General features: G+C 74.9%; 8 protein-coding genes. All 8 read right to left on the reverse strand.

Features of this window, described 5'->3' with window-relative positions:
- Positions 1-20 precede the first annotated feature (20 nt).
- On the reverse strand, positions 21-10,175 hold the full coding sequence (locus ACWD3O_RS28930; protein WP_451417943.1) for a type I polyketide synthase: 10,155 nt from the start codon (positions 10,173-10,175) through the stop codon (positions 21-23).
- A 109-nt stretch (positions 10,176-10,284) separates the two neighbouring features.
- Positions 10,285-10,488 carry a ferredoxin gene (locus tag ACWD3O_RS28935; RefSeq protein ID WP_451414203.1) on the reverse strand — a complete coding sequence of 68 codons (204 nt, stop codon included), beginning with the start codon at positions 10,486-10,488 and terminating at the stop codon, positions 10,285-10,287.
- 5 nt (positions 10,489-10,493) lie between these two features.
- Positions 10,494-11,678, reverse strand: coding sequence for a cytochrome P450 (locus ACWD3O_RS28940; RefSeq protein WP_451414197.1), 1,185 nt, complete (start codon positions 11,676-11,678; stop codon positions 10,494-10,496).
- A 204-nt stretch (positions 11,679-11,882) separates the two neighbouring features.
- Positions 11,883-12,341: a helix-turn-helix domain-containing protein gene (locus tag ACWD3O_RS28945; RefSeq protein WP_451414198.1), complete on the reverse strand. Its 459-nt coding sequence runs from the start codon at positions 12,339-12,341 to the stop codon at positions 11,883-11,885.
- A gap of 213 nt (positions 12,342-12,554) precedes the next feature.
- Positions 12,555-12,788, reverse strand: a complete 234-nt coding sequence (locus ACWD3O_RS28950; protein WP_451417944.1) for an MbtH family protein — start codon at positions 12,786-12,788, stop codon at positions 12,555-12,557.
- A 17-nt stretch (positions 12,789-12,805) separates the two neighbouring features.
- Positions 12,806-14,359, reverse strand: coding sequence for a methyltransferase (locus ACWD3O_RS28955; RefSeq protein ID WP_451417945.1), 1,554 nt, complete (start codon positions 14,357-14,359; stop codon positions 12,806-12,808).
- 62 nt (positions 14,360-14,421) lie between these two features.
- On the reverse strand, positions 14,422-16,788 hold the full coding sequence (locus tag ACWD3O_RS28960; RefSeq protein WP_451417946.1) for an amino acid adenylation domain-containing protein: 2,367 nt from the start codon (positions 16,786-16,788) through the stop codon (positions 14,422-14,424).
- Positions 16,785-17,093: an acyl carrier protein gene (locus ACWD3O_RS28965; RefSeq protein WP_451414202.1), complete on the reverse strand. Its 309-nt coding sequence runs from the start codon at positions 17,091-17,093 to the stop codon at positions 16,785-16,787. Before ACWD3O_RS28965 ends, ACWD3O_RS28960 begins: the two co-directional genes overlap by 4 nt.
- Positions 17,094-17,279 lie beyond the last annotated feature (186 nt).

Consider the following 17,279-nt stretch of genomic DNA (forward strand, 5'->3'; position numbering starts at 1 on the left):
CGATGGGGGGACGGAAGCATCTACAGATCGAGTGCGAGGAGGGCCTCGAGTTCGGCGCCGATCTCGGCGGCGGACCGGGCCGGCGCGAGGGCCTGCGGGGTTTGCGGGGTTTCCGGTGTTTTCGGGGTTCTCGGGGCTTCCGGGGCCGTCGGGGACCCCGGTTCCGGTGCGGTCGCGGTCTCCGGGCGGGTGATGCCCAGGCGCCGCGTCAGCAGGTCCGCGATGGCGGCCGGGGTGGGGTGGTCGAAGGCGAGGCTCGCCGGCAGCGGGACGTCGGCGGCGTCCGCGAGCCGGCGTCGCAGTTCCACGGCCATCAGGGAGTCGAGGCCGAGGTCCTTCAGCACGGCCTTGCTCCTGAGCGCTCCCGGACCGGGCAGTCCCAGGACGACGGCGGCCTCCTCCAGCACGAGCCGGGTGACCGTGGCGGCCTGCTCCTCGGGCGTACCGCCGCGCAGGCGCCGTCGCAGCCCGTCTCCCGCGCGGCCGTCGCCGGCGCGGCGGAGGGAGGGCCGGACGAGTCCGCGCAGCAGCGCCGGGGGTTCGCCCTCCAACGCGGCGAGGTCGAGCCTGACGGGGACGAGGTTGCCGTCCGGTGAGCGCAGCGCCCGGTCGAGCAGTCGCAGGGCGTCGGCGACGGGCAGCGGGGCGATGCCCTGCCGTCGCAGACGCCGTAGCTCCGCCTCGGTGAGGTGGGCGGTCATGCCGGGGCCGGTCGGCTCCCACAGGCCCCAGGCGAGGCTGGTGCCGCCGCTGCGGGCGGCGAGGGCGTCCAGGCAGGCGTTGGCGGCGGCGTACGCGCCCTGTCCGGCGGAACCGAAGGTGGCGGCCACCGAGGAGAACAGGACGAACGCCGACAGGCCCATCCCGGCGGTGAGTTCCGCCAGGTGCGCGGCGCCGTCCAGCTTGGGGGCCAGCACCTGGCGCAGGCGCCGCCGGTCGTAGTCGAGCAGCAGGCCGTCGTCGAGCACGCCCGCGAGGTGCAGCACGGCCGACCAGTCGTCGGCCGTGGACAGGACGTCGGCCACCTGGGTGCGGTCGGTGACGTCGCAGGCCAGTACCCGCACCGAGCGTGCGCCCGCCCCGGTCAGTTCGGCGACCAGGTCCCCGGCCTGCGGGGCGGACGGGCCGCCGCGTGAGGTCAGGACCAGGTCGCGCACCCCGTGTTCGGTCACCAGGTGCCGGGCGACGGCCCTGCCGAGTTCGCCGGTCCCGCCGGTGATCAGTACGGTTCCGCCGGACACCGTGGCGGTGGGTGTGCCGGGGGCGCCCGCGGCGGTCAGCCGGGGGGCCAGGATTTCTCCGTCCCGGACGGCGAGTTCGGGTTCGCCGGTCACGGAGAGCGCCGCCAGCAGGGTCGCGGCGTCGATCCGGTCGCAGTCGACGATCCGCAGGGCCGCCTCCGGGTGTTCGCGCCGTGCCGCCCGCAGCAGGCCCCACAGCGGCGCCCCGGCGAGGCCGTGCACGCGGTCGTCGGGGCGGGCGGCGACGCTGTCCCGGGTGATCCACACCAGCTCGGTGTCCCGGAGCGGCAGCAGCCGGCGCAGCAGGTCCAGCGCGTGCGCGGTCGACTCGTGGGCGGCCTCGACGCCCTCGGGGAGCCCGGTGGCGTCGATCAGGACGCGGCGCGGGCCGTCGTCCGTGCCCGCCTCGACCGGTGTCGGTCCGAGGGCCTCGGAGGGTGTCAGTCCGAGGGCCTCGGACACCGGGCCGCGGCCCAGGACCGGCATCGGCGCCGTGACCGGCACCGGGTGCGTCTTCGGCACGGGGCGGAAGGCCACCCGGTAGAGGTCGGGGACGGAGAGGGCGGCTCGCAGCTGACCGGCGTCGACCGGACGCAGCCGCAGGCCGCCGATGTGCATCACGGGGGCCCCGGCGGGGTCGGTGACGGCGGCCCGGATCCCGTCGTCCACGAGGTCCACGCGGACGTGGAGTTCGGTGGCACCCGTGGCGTACAGGCGGACGTCGGTGAACTCGAACGGGACGCGGGCCTCGGCGGAGGCCGGGACCACCGCGCGCATCACCTGCAGGGCCGCGTCCAGGAGGGCGGGGTGGACACCGAATCCGCCCGCCTCCGCGACGGGCAGCCGCACCACGCCGCAGGCGGTCCGGCCCTCTCCGCGCAGTTCGACGACGCCGTGGAAGGCGGCGCCGTAGTCGACGCCCTGGGCGGCGAAGCCCTCGTAGAAGCCGGTCAGGTCGACGGCGGGCAGGTCGGGCATCGTCCAGTCGGCGGGCTCCGGACCGGGCTCGTCCAGCAGCACGCCCTCGGCGTGGGTGGTCCAGGCAGGGGTGCCGTCCACCCTGCTGTGCAGGGTCACCGTGCGTCGCCCCTGTTCGCCGGGCTCGATCCTGACCTGGACCCGGGCCGCGTCGCGCAGCACCATCGGCCGGGACAGCGTGAGCTCGCCGACTCCGGCGGCTCCGGCCCGGCCGGCCGCGGCGAGGACCAGGTCGAGCAGGGCGGTGCCGGGGACGACCACGGTGCCGTGGACCACGTGGTCGGCCAGCCAGGGCTGGGACGCGGCCGAGACGCGGCCCGACACGACCCAGCCGCCGTCGGCGAGTCCGGTGGTTTCGGTCAGCCAGGGGTGCCCGGCGCCGGAGGGGTCCAGCCAGTGGCGCCGCCGCTGGAAGGCGTAGGTGGGGAGGTCGACGCGGCGACGCCGCCCGCCGAGGAGCGCGGGCCAGTCCGGCGCGGCTCCCGCGGTGTGTGCCGTGGCGATCGCCAGGGTCAGGGCCTCGGGGCCGGACCGGTCCGGCCGCTGGGTGGGGATGACGACGGCGTCGCGGTCCACGCAGTCCTCGGTCATGGCGGCGGTCGTCCCGTCGGGGCCGATGCCGAGGAACGAGGTGACGCCCTCGCCGAGCGCGGTGCGGACGCCGTCGGCGAAGCGGACCGGCTGCCTCACCTGGCGCACCCAGTGGTCGGGGCCGCAGGCGGTGACGAGCCGTCCGGTCAGGTTGGTGACCAGCGGGATGCGCGGCGGGTGGAAGGTGAGGCCTTCGGCCACGCGGCGGAACGCGTCGAGCATGCCGTCCATGTGCGGGGAGTGGAAGGCGTGGGACACGTCGAGCCGTTTGGCGCGGCGTCCGGTGAATCGTCCGGCCACCTCGTCCACGGCGTCCGCGTCACCGGAGATCACCACGGAGTCGGGTCCGTTGACCGCGGCGAGGGCGACCCGTGGGGACGTCAGCGGGGCGATCTCGTGCTCGCCGGCCTGGAGGGCGAGCATGACGCCGGTGTCGGGCCGGTCCTGCATCAGCCGGGCCCGGGCGGCGACCAGCGCGCAGGCGTCCTCCAGGGAGAGCACGCCCGCCACGTGGGCGGCGGCGAGTTCGCCGACGGAGTGTCCGAGGACCAGGTCGGGCGTGATCCCGAGGCTCTCCAGGAGCCGGAACAGCGCCACCTCGAAGGCGAACAGCGCGGGCTGCGCGAACTCGGTACGGCGCAGTGCCTCCGGGTCGTCGACGACCCGGTCGAGCGGAAGGCGGAGGTGCCGGTCGAGTGCGGCGCGGATCTCCTGCCAGGCGGCGTCGAACACCGGGTAGGTCCGGCGCAGGTCCGCTCCCATGCCGGCGCGCTGGGTTCCCTGTCCGGCGAAGACGAACGCCGTCCGGCCGTCCCGCGCCGACCCTTCCACCACCGACGTCGAGGACTCTCCCCCGGTGACGGCACGCAGTCCGGCGAGCAGGTCGGCGGTGTCCCGGCCGACGACGACGGCGCGCTCCGGGAAGGACGTGCGCGAGGTGGCCAGGGAGAACGCCAGGTCGGCCGGGTCCGTGCCGGGGTGCGTGCCGACGTGGACGGCCAGCCGGGACGCCTGCTCGCGGAGGGCGTCGCGGCTCCGCGCGGAGAGGACCCAGGGCAGCGGCCCGGGAGGGGCGGCGGGGGCCGCCGGTTCCTCGGCCTCGGCGGCCTGTTCGAGGATCAGGTGGGCGTTGGTGCCGCTGATGCCGAAGGCGGAGACGCCCGCCCGCCGGGGGCCGTCGCCGTCCCAGGCGACGGGGTGGGTGGCGGGCCGGAGGGAGCTCGCCGCCCAGTCCACGTGCCGGGAGGGCGTGTCGGCGTGCAGGGTGCGCGGGACGAGGCCGTGGCGCATCGCCAGGACCGTCTTGATCACCCCGGCCACGCCCGCGGCCGCCTGGGTGTGGCCGATGTTGGACTTCACCGAGCCCAGCCACACCGGCCTGCCGGAGGCGCCGTACGTGGCCTGCAGGGCGTGTGCCTCGATGGGGTCGCCCAGCGTCGTGCCGGTGCCGTGGGCCTCCACGACGTCCACGTCGGAGGCTTCGAGCCCGGCCGCGGCCAGGGCCTTGCGGATCACCCGCTGCTGGGCCCGGCCGCTGGGGGCGGTGAGCCCGTTGGAGGTGCCGTCCTGGTTGACGGCCGAGCCGCGGATCACGGCCAGGACCGGATGCCCGTGGCGCCGCGCGTCGGACAGCCTCTCCAGGAGCAGCAGTCCGCTGCCCTCGGCGAGCGCGGTGCCGGAGGCGTCGTCCGAGAAGGCGCGGCAGCGTCCGCCCGGGTCGAGGCCGCGCTGCCGGCTGAACCCGACGAACAGCCGTGGGGTGGCCATGACGGTGGCGCCGCCGGCGACGGCCATCGCGCACTCGCCCCTCGACAGGGCCTGCGCGGCGAGGTGGACGGCGACCAGCGAGGCCGAGCAGGCGGTGTCCACCGTGACCGACGGGCCTTCCAGGCCGAGCGCGTACGAGACGCGGCCGGAGACCACGGCGGCGGCGCTGCCGGTGAGGCCGAAGCCCTCGGAGCCGTGGGGGGTGCCCAGTGACGCGTAGTCCTGGCCGTTGGTGCCGAGGTAGACGCCGGTGTCACTGCCGCGCAGGGTGTCCGGTGCGATGCCGGCCCTCTCCAGCAGGTCCCAGGCGCCCTCCAGGAGGATCCGCTGCTGCGGATCCATGGTCAGCGCCTCCCGGGGGCTGATGCCGAAGAACTCGGGGTCGAAGGCGGCGGCGTCCACGAATCCGCCGTGGCGGACGTAGCTGGTCCCGGGGTGGTCCGGGTCGGGGTGGTACAGCGAGGACAGGTCCCAGCCGCGGTCCTCGGGAAACGGGGTGATGGCGTCCCCGCCGTCGGCGAGCAGCCGCCAGAAGCTCTCCGGATCGTGCACGCCACCGGGGAACCGGCAGCTCATGGAGACGATCGCGATGGGCTCCGCGGGGCCCTCTCGGTCCTCGGCGGCGGCGGGCGCCGGGGCGGCGGCGGCCGGCGCGAGGGCGACCCGCGCGGCGGCGGCCGGTTCGTCGGCGGCCCGGGTGAGGGCGGCCGAGCGGTCGGCGACCGGGGCGGAGGCAACCGACGCGGCGCCAGCCGCGGTGGGAGCGGCGGCAGCCGCGGGCACGGCGGCGCTTGCGCCGGGAGCTGCGGGCACGGCGGCAGCCGCGGTTGGAACGGTCGGCACGGCGGCGGCTGCGGTGGGAACCGCGGCCGCGGCGAGGGCGGCCGGCACGGAGGCGCTTGCGGCGGGAGCGGCAGACGCGTCGGCAGCCGCGGCGAAGGCGGCGGGCACGGTGGCGGCCTCAGCGGGGGCGGCGGGCGCGTCGGCAGCCGCAGTGGGGGTGGTCGGGACGGCCGTGGTTGCGGTGGGCGCGGCGCCAGCCGCAGTGAGGGCGGCAGGCGCGGTGGGGGCGGCGGTCGCGGCGGTTGCGGCGGTTGCGGTGGGGGCGGCGGTTGCGGCGGTTGCGGTGGGGGCGGCGGTTGCGGTGGGGGCGGCCGGCGCGGCGGCGGGTGGGGAGGCGTCCAGGTCCAGCGCGTCGAGGATGTGGTCGGCCACCTGGGCGGGCGTGGGGTGGTCGAAGATGAGCGTGGCGGGCAGCCGCAGTCCGGTGGCGGCTCCGAGCCGGTTGCGCAGTTCGACGCCGTGGACCGAGTCGAGGGCGAGTTCCCGGAAGGTGCGTTCGGCGTCCACGGCGTCCGCCGCGGGGAGCCCCAGCAGGTGGGCGACCTGCCCCCTGACCTCCTCCCGCACGGCGTGCGGCCGGCTCTCCGCGGGGAGTTCGGCGAGCCGCCGCCGGAAGGCGGGCGCCCGTACGTCCGGTGCCTCGGCGCCGTCGGGCAGATCGCCGACGAGGGCGCTGGGACGGGTCGCCGTGAACACGGTGCGGAATCGCTCCCACCGCACGTCGGCCACGGTGGTGCAGGGTTCCGGGGCCGCGACGGCCCGGTCCAGGGCGGTCAGGGCCAGGTCCGGTGCCATCGGGGGCACGCCGTGGCGGTCGAGGACCTCCCGCACCGGGCCTTGCGCCATGCCGTCGCCGTCCCAGGGTCCCCACGCCACGGAGGTCGCGGGCAGCCCCTGGGCGTGCCGCAGTGCGGCCAGACCGTCCAGGTAGGCGTTGCCGGGCGCGTAGTTGCCCTGACCGGGGACGCCGACGGTCGCGCCCCACGAGGAGAACAGCACGAACGCGTCGAGCCCGGTGGCGAGTTCGTGCAGGTTCCACGCTCCGCGGGCCTTCACCCGCAGCGCCGCGTCGACCTGGTCGAGGGTGAGGTCGTCGACGAGTCCGTCGTGCAGCGCCCCGGCGGCGTGCACGACGGAGCGGGGCCGGGTCCTCTCGACGAGTTCCCGGAGGGCCTCCCGGTCGGCGACGTCGCAGGCGACGATCTCGACCCCGGCCCCGAGCCGGCGGATCTCCGCGGCGAGGGCCTCGGCCCGCGGGGTGTCCGGCCCGCCGCGGCCGACCAGCACCAGGTGTTCGGCGCCCCGCCCGGCCAGCCGGCGCGCGACCGCGGCGCCGAGCGCGCCGGTGCCGCCGGTGATCAGGACCGTGCCCCGGGGGCTCCAGTCGCGGGCCGGGCCGGTGGCGGCGCGCATCAGGCGGCGACCGTACGCGACGGACTCCCGGACGGCGATCTGGTCCTCGCCGTGCACGCCGGTGAGCATCCCGGCCAGGGCGGCGGGGTCGTACGCGGCGGACACGTCGATCAGACCGCCCCAGCGCGCGCCGTGCTCCAGGGCGACGACCCTGCCGAGTCCCCACACCAGGCTCCGGTCCGGCGCGACCGCTTCGTCGTGGACGGCGACGGCGTCGCGGGTGACGCACCACAGCGGGGCGGTCACCCCCGCGTCGCCCAGTGCCTGGACGGCGGTGAGCGTCATGGCGTACCCCGCGGGGACGGCGGGGTACGCGGGGTGCGGGGCGTCGTGCGCGGGCGGCAGGCAGAGCACGCCGTCGCAGGTGGCGCCGCGCAGGCGGGCGGCGAGGGCGTCCCGGTCGAGGCCTGGTCCGGCCTCCACGGTGGTGACGCGCAGTCCTTGTCCGGTCAGGGTCTCGACGACGGTGTTCGCCCACGCGTCACCGGTGGCCACGAGGGCCAGCCATTCTCCCTGGCGGACCGCGGCGCCGGGGAGCTGCTTCCAGCCGACGCGGTACTGCCGGTCGTCGACGACGGAGTCCGCGGTGCGCCGGCGGCGCCACTGGGCCAGGGCGGGCAGGACGGGAGCGAGGGCGTCCGCGTCGAGGCCCAGGGTCCGGGCCACCTCGTCGAGGTCCTCCCGGCCGACCGCGTCCCAGAACGGTGCGTCGGCCGTGCCGGTGCCGCCCGTCGCCTCCGCGTCGATCCAGTACCGCCGGTGCTGGAAGGGGTAGGTGGGGAGGTCCACGACGTTCGCGCGGCCGAAGGCGCGGCTCCAGTCGACGTCGACCCCGCGGGTGTACGCCTCGGCCAGGGCCGTCAGGAAGCGGTCGCCCTCCTGGCGGCGCAGGGTGCCGACGGTGTGCACGTCGGCGCTCTCCTCCACGCCCATGGTGAGCACGGGGTGCGGGGTGCATTCGACGAAGACGCGGTGGCCCTCGGCGGCCAGTTCGCCGACGCACGCGTGGAGTTCGACCGGGGAGCGCAGGTTGCGGTACCAGTAGGCCGCGTCCAGGGTGCCGGTGTCGATCCGGCCGACGTCGACGGTGGAGTAGAAGCCCGCCACGCCGGGGCGCGGCCGGATCCCCGCCAGTGCGGTGAGGATGTCGTCGCGGATCGCCTCGACCTGTGCCGAGTGCGAGGCGTAGTCCACCGGGATGCGCCTGGCCCGGACGCCGGTGGATCCGCAGTGCGCGATCAGTGCGTCGAGGGCCTCGGGATCGCCGGAGACGACGGTGTTCCGGGGCCCGTTGGCGGCGGCCACGGACAGGCGGCCCGGCCACCGTGCGGTCAGCTGCCGCGCCTCGGTCCGGGAGCACACCAGGGAGACCATGCCGCCCTGGCCGGCCAGGCCGCGGTGGATGGCCTGGGCGCGCAGCGCCACCACGGCGGCGGCGTCCTCGATCGACAGCGCTCCGGAGGCGCAGGCCGCGGCGATCTCGCCCTGCGAGTGCCCGAGGAGGACCGCCGGCCGGACGCCGAAGTGGTCCCAGAGCCGTGCCAGCGAGACCATCACCGCCCACAGGGCGGGTTGCACGACGTCCACCCGTTCCAGGGCGTCGGCGTCGTCGATGACCTCGCCGAGCTTCCAGTCCACGTACGGTTCGAGTGCCGTCCCGCACTCGGCGAACCGTTCGGCGAAGATTGGGGAGGAGCGGAGCAGTGCGGCGGCCATGCCGGCCCACTGGGCGCCCTGCCCGGCGAACATCAGCACCGGGTCGACGCCCGCGCCGGTTCCGGTCAACAGGTTCGGCGCCTGGGCTCCCGACGCGAGGGCCTCGAGCCCGCGGATCAGTTCCGCGTGGTCCCGTCCCAGCACGACGGCCCGGTGCTCGTGGTCGGCGCGGGTGGTGGCCAGGGAGTGGCCGACGTCGGCGAGGGAGAGGCCGGGGTGGTCGGCGAGGTGGGCGCGCAGCCGGCGGGCCTGTTCCCGCAGGGCCGGTTCGGAGCGTGCGGACAGCACCCAGGGCACGCGTGCCGGCGTGGCGGGCTCCGGAGCCTCCGCGGCCTCGGGGGTCTCCGTCGGCGGGCCGGTCAGCGCGACGTGGGCGTTGGTGCCGCCGTAGCCGAAGCTGCTGACGCCGGCCAGGCGGCGGCCCTCCGGCCACGGCTGCCGGTGGGTGACCACGGCGAGGTTCGCGGCGTCGAAGTCGATGTCGGGGTTCGGGCGGCGGAAGTGCAGGCTGGCCGGCAGTTCACCGTGGTACAGCGCCAGGGAGGTCTTGAGCAGGCCGAGCACTCCGGCGGCGGGTTCGAGGTGGCCGAAGTTGGTCTTGGCGGAGCCGATGCGCAGGGGCTCCTTCCGGTCCCGGCCGAACACGTCGGCCAGTGCCGCCGCCTCGATCGGGTCGCCGCGGCGGGTCCCGGTGCCGTGGGCCTCCACGTACGACACCAGGTGCGGGGGGACGCCGGCCTCCCGCCAGGCCGAGCGCAGCACCTCGGCCTGTGTCTCCGCGCCGGGGGTGGCCAGGCCGTCGGTGGTGCCGTCGTTGTTGACGGCGCTGCCCCGGATCACCGCGTAGATCCGGTCGCGGTTGCGCCGGGCGTCCGCGAGCCGGCGCAGCACGACGACGCCGCAGCCCTCGCTGCGGACGTATCCGGCGGCGTCGGCGTCGAAGGCGCGGCACTGCCCGTCGGGGTTGAGCGCGCCGAACTTGGACATCGCCACGGTCGTGTGGGGGTGGAGGATGAGACTGACCCCGCCCGCCAGGGCGAGGTCCGACTCTCCGGACCGCAGGCTGCGGACGGCCTGGTGGACGGCGACCAGGGAGGAGCTGCAGCCGGTGCCGACGGACATCACGGGGCCGCGCAGGCCGAGGGCGTAGGCGATGCGGGCCGGGATGATCGAGGTGTCCGTGCCGATGGCCGTGTGTGTGCGGATCTCTCCGGGGGACGCCCCGGTGGCGAGGTGGTACTCCTGCCACATGCTGCCGAAGTACACGGAGGTGGCCGACCCGGCGAGCCGGTCGGCCCGGATCCGGGCGTCCTCCACGGCGGCCCAGGCGACCTCGAGGGCCAGCCGCTGCTGCGGGTCCATCTGCCGGGCCTCGGTGGGCGAGATGCCGAAGAACTCGGCGTCGAACCCCGCGACGTCGTCGAGGAATCCACCCCGCCGGGAGGTCATCTTCCCGGCCGCCGACGGATCGTCGTCGTGCCAGTCGTCGGCGCGCCACCGCTGCAGGGGCACCTCGCCGATGGCGTCGATGCCCCGCAGCAGGCCCTGCCAGAGCGCTTCGGGGGTGTCGATGCCGCCGGGGAGGCGGCAGCCGAGTCCTACGACGGCGATGTCGTCGGCGTTCATCACGCATCCTCACTTCGGGCAGGTGGAAGGCACGACGGTCCGCCGGCGAGGCCCACAGGGCAGCGGGTCCGGGCGGACCGCGCCGGCCCTCGGCGGCGGAGCGCGAGGGTCAGGCCGCGTCGTCGTCGAGGCTGATCGCCTGGGAAGGGCACAGCCGCACGCATTCCGCGACGCCCTCCCACAGTTCCTCGGGCGGACGGGGCGAGAGCAGGAGGACGGTCCCGTCCTCCTCGTCCTGGTCGAACACCTCGGGGAGGGTCAGGGCGCACATGCCCGCGCCGCAGCACCGGGCCGGGTCGACCGCGACTCGCATCGCCGTCACCAGCCGACGGGAAGACGCTTCACGCCGTACATCGATGCCAGGTGGGCCGTCTCGATCTCCTCGGGCGCCACGGTCAGGTGCAGGTCGGGGAACTCCGAGATCAGCCGGCTGAACGCCACGCGCATCTCGATCCTGGCGAGCTGCTGCCCCACGCACTGGTGCACGCCGTAGCCGAAGGCGAGGTGCCGTCCGGCATTGCGGCCGACGTCGAACACGTCCGGGTCCGCGAAGGACTCCGGGTCCCGGTTGGCGGTGGACAGGGCCACGGTGACGACCTCGCCGGCGCGGATCAGCCGGCCGTCCAGCTCGACGTCCTCGGTGGCTCCGCGGATGATCCCGAACTGGACGATGCTCAGGTAGCGCATCATCTCCTCGACGGCGCCGTTGATCAGGTCCGGCCTCTCCCGGAGCAGCGTCCACTGCTCGGGGCGGGACAGCAGCAGGTAGGTGCCGAGCCCGAGCATCTTCGCGGTGGTCTCGTGTCCCGCCGTGAGGAGGAGCATCGCCGAACCGGCGGCCTCGGCGTCCGTGAGGTCGGACGCGGCCACCCTGCTCAGCAGGTCGTCCTCGGGCTTCGCGCGCTTGCGGCTGATCAGCGCGGTGAGGAACTCCGCCATCAGGGTGAAGGCTTCCATGGCCTCGTGCATCGGGCGCTCGTAGTCGAGCATGGTCTCCGAGTGCCGCTGGAAGAACTCGTGGTCCTCGTAAGGGACGCCCAGCAGTTCGCAGATCACCAGGGAGGGAATGGGCAGGGCGAATTCCTGCACCAGGTCCACCGGAGATCCGGATTTCCGCATGGCCGCGATGCGGTCCGCGGTGATCCGCTCCACCTTCGGTTCCAGGTTCTTCATCCGCCGTACGGTGAATTCACCGGTGAACAATTTCCGGAAACGGGTGTGCTCCGGCGGGTCCATGAAGATGAAGACCCCCGGCCGTGTCGGCTGGGGGACTCCCTCGCCGACCGCCATCCTGCGGTGTTCGCCGCGTGAGCTGAACCGCGGGTCGGTGAGCACGGCGCGCGCCGCGGCGTGCCCGGTGACCAGCCAACCCGTGCTGCCGTCCGGGTAGGCCAGCCTGCTCACCGGGTGGTCGTCCCGCAGTTCGGTCAGCTTCGGCGGAGGACTGAAGGGGCAGGCGCGCTCGGTGGGGAATTCCACCGCTTGCAGTTCGGTCCGGGTCACGTCGACTCCATTCGGGAAAGTCCCGCGGACGGGCATGACCCGATGCTGCCAGACGACCCGCATCCCGTTCCGAATGCTCATGCCGGGTACGGCCTTGTCGATATCACGGCACCAGCGGTTCTCCAGCGCTTTTCGAGCCCTTTTCCTGTGGAATGCGGGTGCGGAGCGGAATCGCGGTGCGAAGAGCGCTGGTCGTCGCGCCGGTCAGATGCCCGAGGCGCTCGTCAACGGGGCGGCCTCGGCGGAGACGGCGTTCTCCAGCATGTAGCCCTGCCCCCACACGGTCCGGATGGACAGTTCGACGGGCAGGAGCCGGCGGCGGAGCCGCATGATGTGCAGGTCGAGCGAGTTCCTGTTCAGCGTCAGCGCCCGCCGGGCGAAGCCCTGCACGAACTCGGCGCGGTGCACGACCTCGCCGAAGCGGTCCACGAGCAGCCGCATCAACTCGGCCTGCGTGGTGGAGACGGTGAGGGAGTGACGGCCGAAGCTCAGGGTTCCGGTCGAGTCGATCGTCGGTACCCGGTTGCTGTCGAAGCGGTTCTGCAGGACGGTGACCCGGGCCTGGAGGTCGTCCCGGGACACCGGGGGGCGTACCCAGTCCTCGACCGGATCGTTGCTGATCGGCGGCTGCGCGCCCGCCTCGACGACGAGCAGGCGCGGCATTCCTTCCTTCCGGCAGCGGGTCCGCAGATCCGCCTGTGCCGGCCATCGGACGAAGACGACATCGGAATCTCGACCACCCATGGAGGTCCTCCCTGTACATCCCGCGTACATCCCGGTGCGTCCCACGGAAGCCGATGGGCCTCTCGGCACGGACGAGCCCCGGTCGAACGCGCCGGTACAGGGCCCGCCGTGGCGGCGGGCGGGTCCTCCGCCTCAGGTCGTCCGCGTCGCCTCGCGCAGGCTCCGGGGCCGCGGGTCGGTCCAGTGCCGCTCGACGTGGGCGATGCTCTCGGCCCGCCCCGCCGGACCGGCCACGATCCGCCAGCCGCCGGGCAGGTCGGCGAACGTGGGCCACAGCGCGTGCTGTTGCTCGTCGTTCACCACCACGAAGAACGCGCCGTCCTCGTCGTCGAACGGGTTCACCGCCCTGTCCGCCCTGTCCGCCATGTCTCCTCCGTCGCCCTTCACGTCCGGTCGCCCTCGTCGTCGCCGGCCCGCGCCGGTGCGGGGAGCGCGGCGCGGTCGATCTCGCCGCGGGAGGTCAGCGGCATGCGGTCGAGGACCACGATGTCGTCCGGCACCAGGTGGCCGGGGAGTTCGGCCGCCAGTTCGCGGCGCAGGACCGCCGGCAGCCTCGACGCCCGGCGGGAGGCCGCGGGCGCGTTGGCGAGCGGCCTGGCCCGGGTGTCCAGGGGCCGGTACACGCCGTCGTAGCAGTGCGCGCCGTCCGCGGGCGTGCGCACGGGGGGCGTGATCACCGCCTCGAACCAGCCGGGCGCCTCGGCCGACCAGGTGCACAGGACGGCACGGCCGTGGTCCTCCCCCCAGGTCCGCAGCGAGTCCGGGTCGAGCGGCGTGCCGCGCTCGGTGGTGGGCACCCCGCACTCCGCCGCCTCGCTCACCAGCCGGGCGTTCGGTATCCGGGTGAGCCGGAAAGGGCCGTCGTGCCGGGCCTGTTCGGCCTCCAGGCCGGACAGGCGGTGCACGTCCGATCCCCAGACCACGGTGGGGACGTCCGCGAGCCGCGTCGGGCTGCCCGGTCCGCTGCCCGGGCCGCTGCCCGGTCCCTTGTGCAGGACGGCCTCGTAGCGGTGCCGGGTGAGTTCGTTGGCGTCCGGTCCGGGCTTGAGCCGGACGTCCACGGCCACGACGTCGGGATGCGTGCCGGCCCACTCGGTGAAGAAGCCCGGGTCGAGGTGGAGTTCGGTCTCGCGGCGCGCGGCGCGGGCGACCGCCGCCCGGACCGCGGACGGCTCGGCGTCGGGGCGCTGGGCGTGGTGGACGGCCGTCAGGAACTCCCGCAGGGTGCCGTGGTTGCGGATGTCGCCGACGACGATCCGGCCGCCCGGGGCGAGCCGGCGCAGCGCGGAGTCCAGGACGCCCGAGAGGTAGGCGGCATCGGGGAAGTACTGCGCGACCGAGTTGAGGAGGACCGTGTCGAAGTACTCCGTGGGCAGCCCGTCGGTGACGTCGGCGGGCTGACAGCGCAGGGTCACCTTGTCCTTCAGCCGCGGGTCGGCGGCGGCCTGCGCGCGGAGGCGTTCGACGACCGGCTCCGAGAAATCGGTGCCCCAGTAGGCCTCGGCCTCCGGGGCCAGCGGCCCCAGCAGGAGGCCGGAGCCGACGCCGATCTCCAGCACCCGGCGCGCTCCCAGTCCGCGTACCCGCTCGACCATGGCCGCGCGCCACCGGCGCATCTGCGGCAGGGGGATGGGTTCACGGGTGTAGGAGCTGTTCCATCCGGTGAAGTCGTCGCCGAGACCGGTGGTGGTGTCCGGCTCGGTGTCGCCGCCGTACATGTCGTCGTAGATCGCGCGCCACATCTCGACGTGCCGGGTCACGTCCGCGTCCGGCGCCTCGGGGACGACGTACGCGACCAGGCTCCGCCGCCCGGTCCCGTCCTCGTGGGGGACGACGGCGGCCTGCGCCACGCCGTCCCGCTGCCGGAGCGCGGCCTCGGTCTCCTCGAACCGGTCGACGGACGACACGCTCCGTCGCGTGTGCGTGAGGGGCGCCATGCTGCTGTCACCTTTCGGTCGTCCTGGGCGGGGTTGCCCTCCCCACGGGCCGTGGGGAGGTTCTACAGGCGGCGCAGGAGGGCCGCCCGGTCGACCTTGCCCGTGCTGGTCAGGGGCAGTTCGTCGAGCGCGACGAGGCGCGTGGGGATCATGTACGAGGGCAGCAGGGTCCTCAGGGCGCGGACGACCTCGGCCTTCCGGAGCGGCTCGGCCGCCGGCACGTAGAAGGCGGCCAGGGACCGCCCGCCCGGTCCCGTCGGCGCCACCACGGAGGCGGCCCGGACGCCGGGGCACTGGAGGAGGGCGCTCTGCACCTCGCCGAGTTCGATCCGGTAGCCGCGGACCTTGACCTGGTCGTCGAGGCGGCCCAGGAACTCCAGGTCGCCGCTGGGCAGCCAGCGGGCGCGGTCGCCGGTGCGGTACATGCGCTCGCCGGGGCGTCCGGCCAGCGGGTCGGGCAGGAACTTGGCGGCGGTGAGCGCGGGGGCCGCGGCATAGCCCTGGGCCACGCAGGCGCCGGCGATGTACAGGTCGCCCTCCTCGCCGAGGGGGCAGGGCCGCAGGGCGCCGTCGAGCACGTAGTAGCGGGCGTTCTGCATCGGTTGCCCGTAGGGGATGCTCGGCCACGCGGGGTCGACCTCGCCGACCCGGTACCGGTTCGACCAGACGGTGCACTCGGTGGCGCCGCCCAGCGCCACCACCTCGGCGTTCGGGAACGCGGCCCGGATCCGGTCCGGGAGCGGCACCGGGATCCAGTCGCCGCTGAGGAGGACCAGGCGGAGCGTGTCGCGTCCGGCGGGCTCGCGGGCCTGGACGTAGGGCATGACCATGGCCAGGGCGGCGGGCGCCGAGTCCCAGACGGTGATGTCCTCCTGCTCGAGGAGGTCCACCAGCGTGTCCGGTTCGGCGAGCTCCGCGGCGGACGCCAGGCGTACGGTCGCGCCGGCGGCCAGCACGCCGAAGATGTCGTAGACCGAGAGGTCGAAGCAGAAGGACGTGACGAAGAGGATCGTGTCGTCGGGCCCGACCCCGTGGGTGCGGTTCACCCAGTCGATGAGGTTGACCACCGACCGGTGGCCGACGACGACTCCCTTGGGCGCGCCGGTCGAGCCGGAGGTGAAGATGGTGTAGCAGACGTCGTCGGCGGTGGGACCGGTGGCGAGGGGGGTGGCGGGCCGGAGGCCGACGTGGTGGCCGGTCCACAGCGGCTCGCGGCCCGGTGCCGCGCGGTCGCGGGACGGCGCGACGCGGACGACGGCGTCGTACCGCTCGGCCAGTTCGCCGGTGAACCGGTCGGCCGGGCGGCGGTGGACGCTCGTCCGGGCCACGCCGGGCAGGAGTTCGGGGAGGCGCTCGACGTAGCGGGGTGGCACCCGCAGGCCGGAGTGGGTGCTCAGCGCGGGGTCGGCGAGGTCGGCGAGGACGACGACGCCGTCGTCGGAGAGCAGCCCGAGAAGCGAGTCGAGGACGCCGGTCAGGTGGTCGAGGTCGGGCAGGAACTGCACCGTGCTGGCCAGGACGACGACGTCGAACGGCCCGTCGACCCGCTCGGCGGCCTCGTCGGCGAAGCACACCACGCCCTCGACCCGGCCCCCGGCGCGGAGCCCGGTCTCCTCGCTGCGGGCCACGGCCACCGGTGAGGGGTCGACGGCGACGTAGCGGGACGCCCACGGTGCCAGGGCCTCGACGACGAGGCCGGATCCGCAGCCGATCTCCAGGACGGCGGGCCGTTCGGCGGACGTCGCGTCCCGTACGAACCGTGCGACGTGGTCCTGGTAGGCCCGGACGTCGTCCTCGGTGTAGTGCCGTTCCGAGGGACGCAGGTTGAAGCCGGCCGCTTCGAGGGGGTCCGGGGAGCCGGACACGTAGTCGAAGAGTTCGACGACCCGCTCGGGCCGGAAGGTGGCCGACCAGGAGAACTCCTCGGGGATGTCGGGGCACAGCACGTGGCGGAGCGACGGCACCTCCCACCGGAACTCCTGCACGGCGGGCAGGGAGGCGCGGTCGGTCAGCACGGCCGCCACGTCGAGCTGGTCGAGCAGTCCGACCACCCGGGTGGCGGGCCAGGCCGGGTCGAGCGGGACGTAGGAGGCGCCGGCCTTGAGGACCGCGAGCATGCCGACGAGGGCCGAGGCGTCGCGCTCGCCGTGGATGCCGACGGTGGAGCCGCGGCCAAGCCCGAGCTCGCGCAGGAGCCGGGCGAGCCGGTTGGACCGGCGGTCCAGTTCGCCGTGGGTGAGGACCTGCCGGTCGGAGGTCACGATCGCCGGGCGGTCGGGGTACCGCCGGGCGGCCTCGGCGATCAGGCCGGGGATCGTGGCGTCGTCGCGGAACGGCCGCTCGGTCTCGTTCCAGACGCTCCAGGGGGCGTACGGAGCGGAGAGCGGCGGGGCGGACCGCGGCGGGGCGGACTGCGGCGGGGCGCTCACGTGGCCCCTGCCGGGGAGAGCTCGTGGGCCGCCAGGGCGCCGGCCAGTTCGTCCACCGTGGGGTGGGCGAAGAACATGCGGAGCGGCAGGCGCACGCCGAGCAGGGCCCCGAGCGCGGCCATGATGCCGGCCACCAGCAGGGAGTTCCCGCCGGCCTCGAAGAAGTCCTCGTCGTCGCCGAAGTCGTCGTGTTCCAGCGCGTCGGCCCACTGGGTCCGCACCTGGGCGCGCAGCAGTTCGAGGTCCGGGCCGTCGTGGCCGGTCCGGCCCGGGCTCACCACCCCGACCGATCCTGAGTTGTCCACCGCTGTCTCCTGCGTTCTCTCTCGGGGCTCTGCTTCGTCCCGCCGCCGCGTCGGCGGCGGATTCCGTCGTCGTGGGGGGGGGGGGGGCCCCCCCGCCCCCGGGGGGGGCCCGGGGGGGGCCGGCCGGGGGGGGGCGCGGGTTTGAAGGAAAAAAAAAAAAGTTAAGAAAGGGTTTCGCCGGAGGGG

It is taken from the genome of Streptomyces sp. NPDC002640 (genome assembly GCF_053592575.1).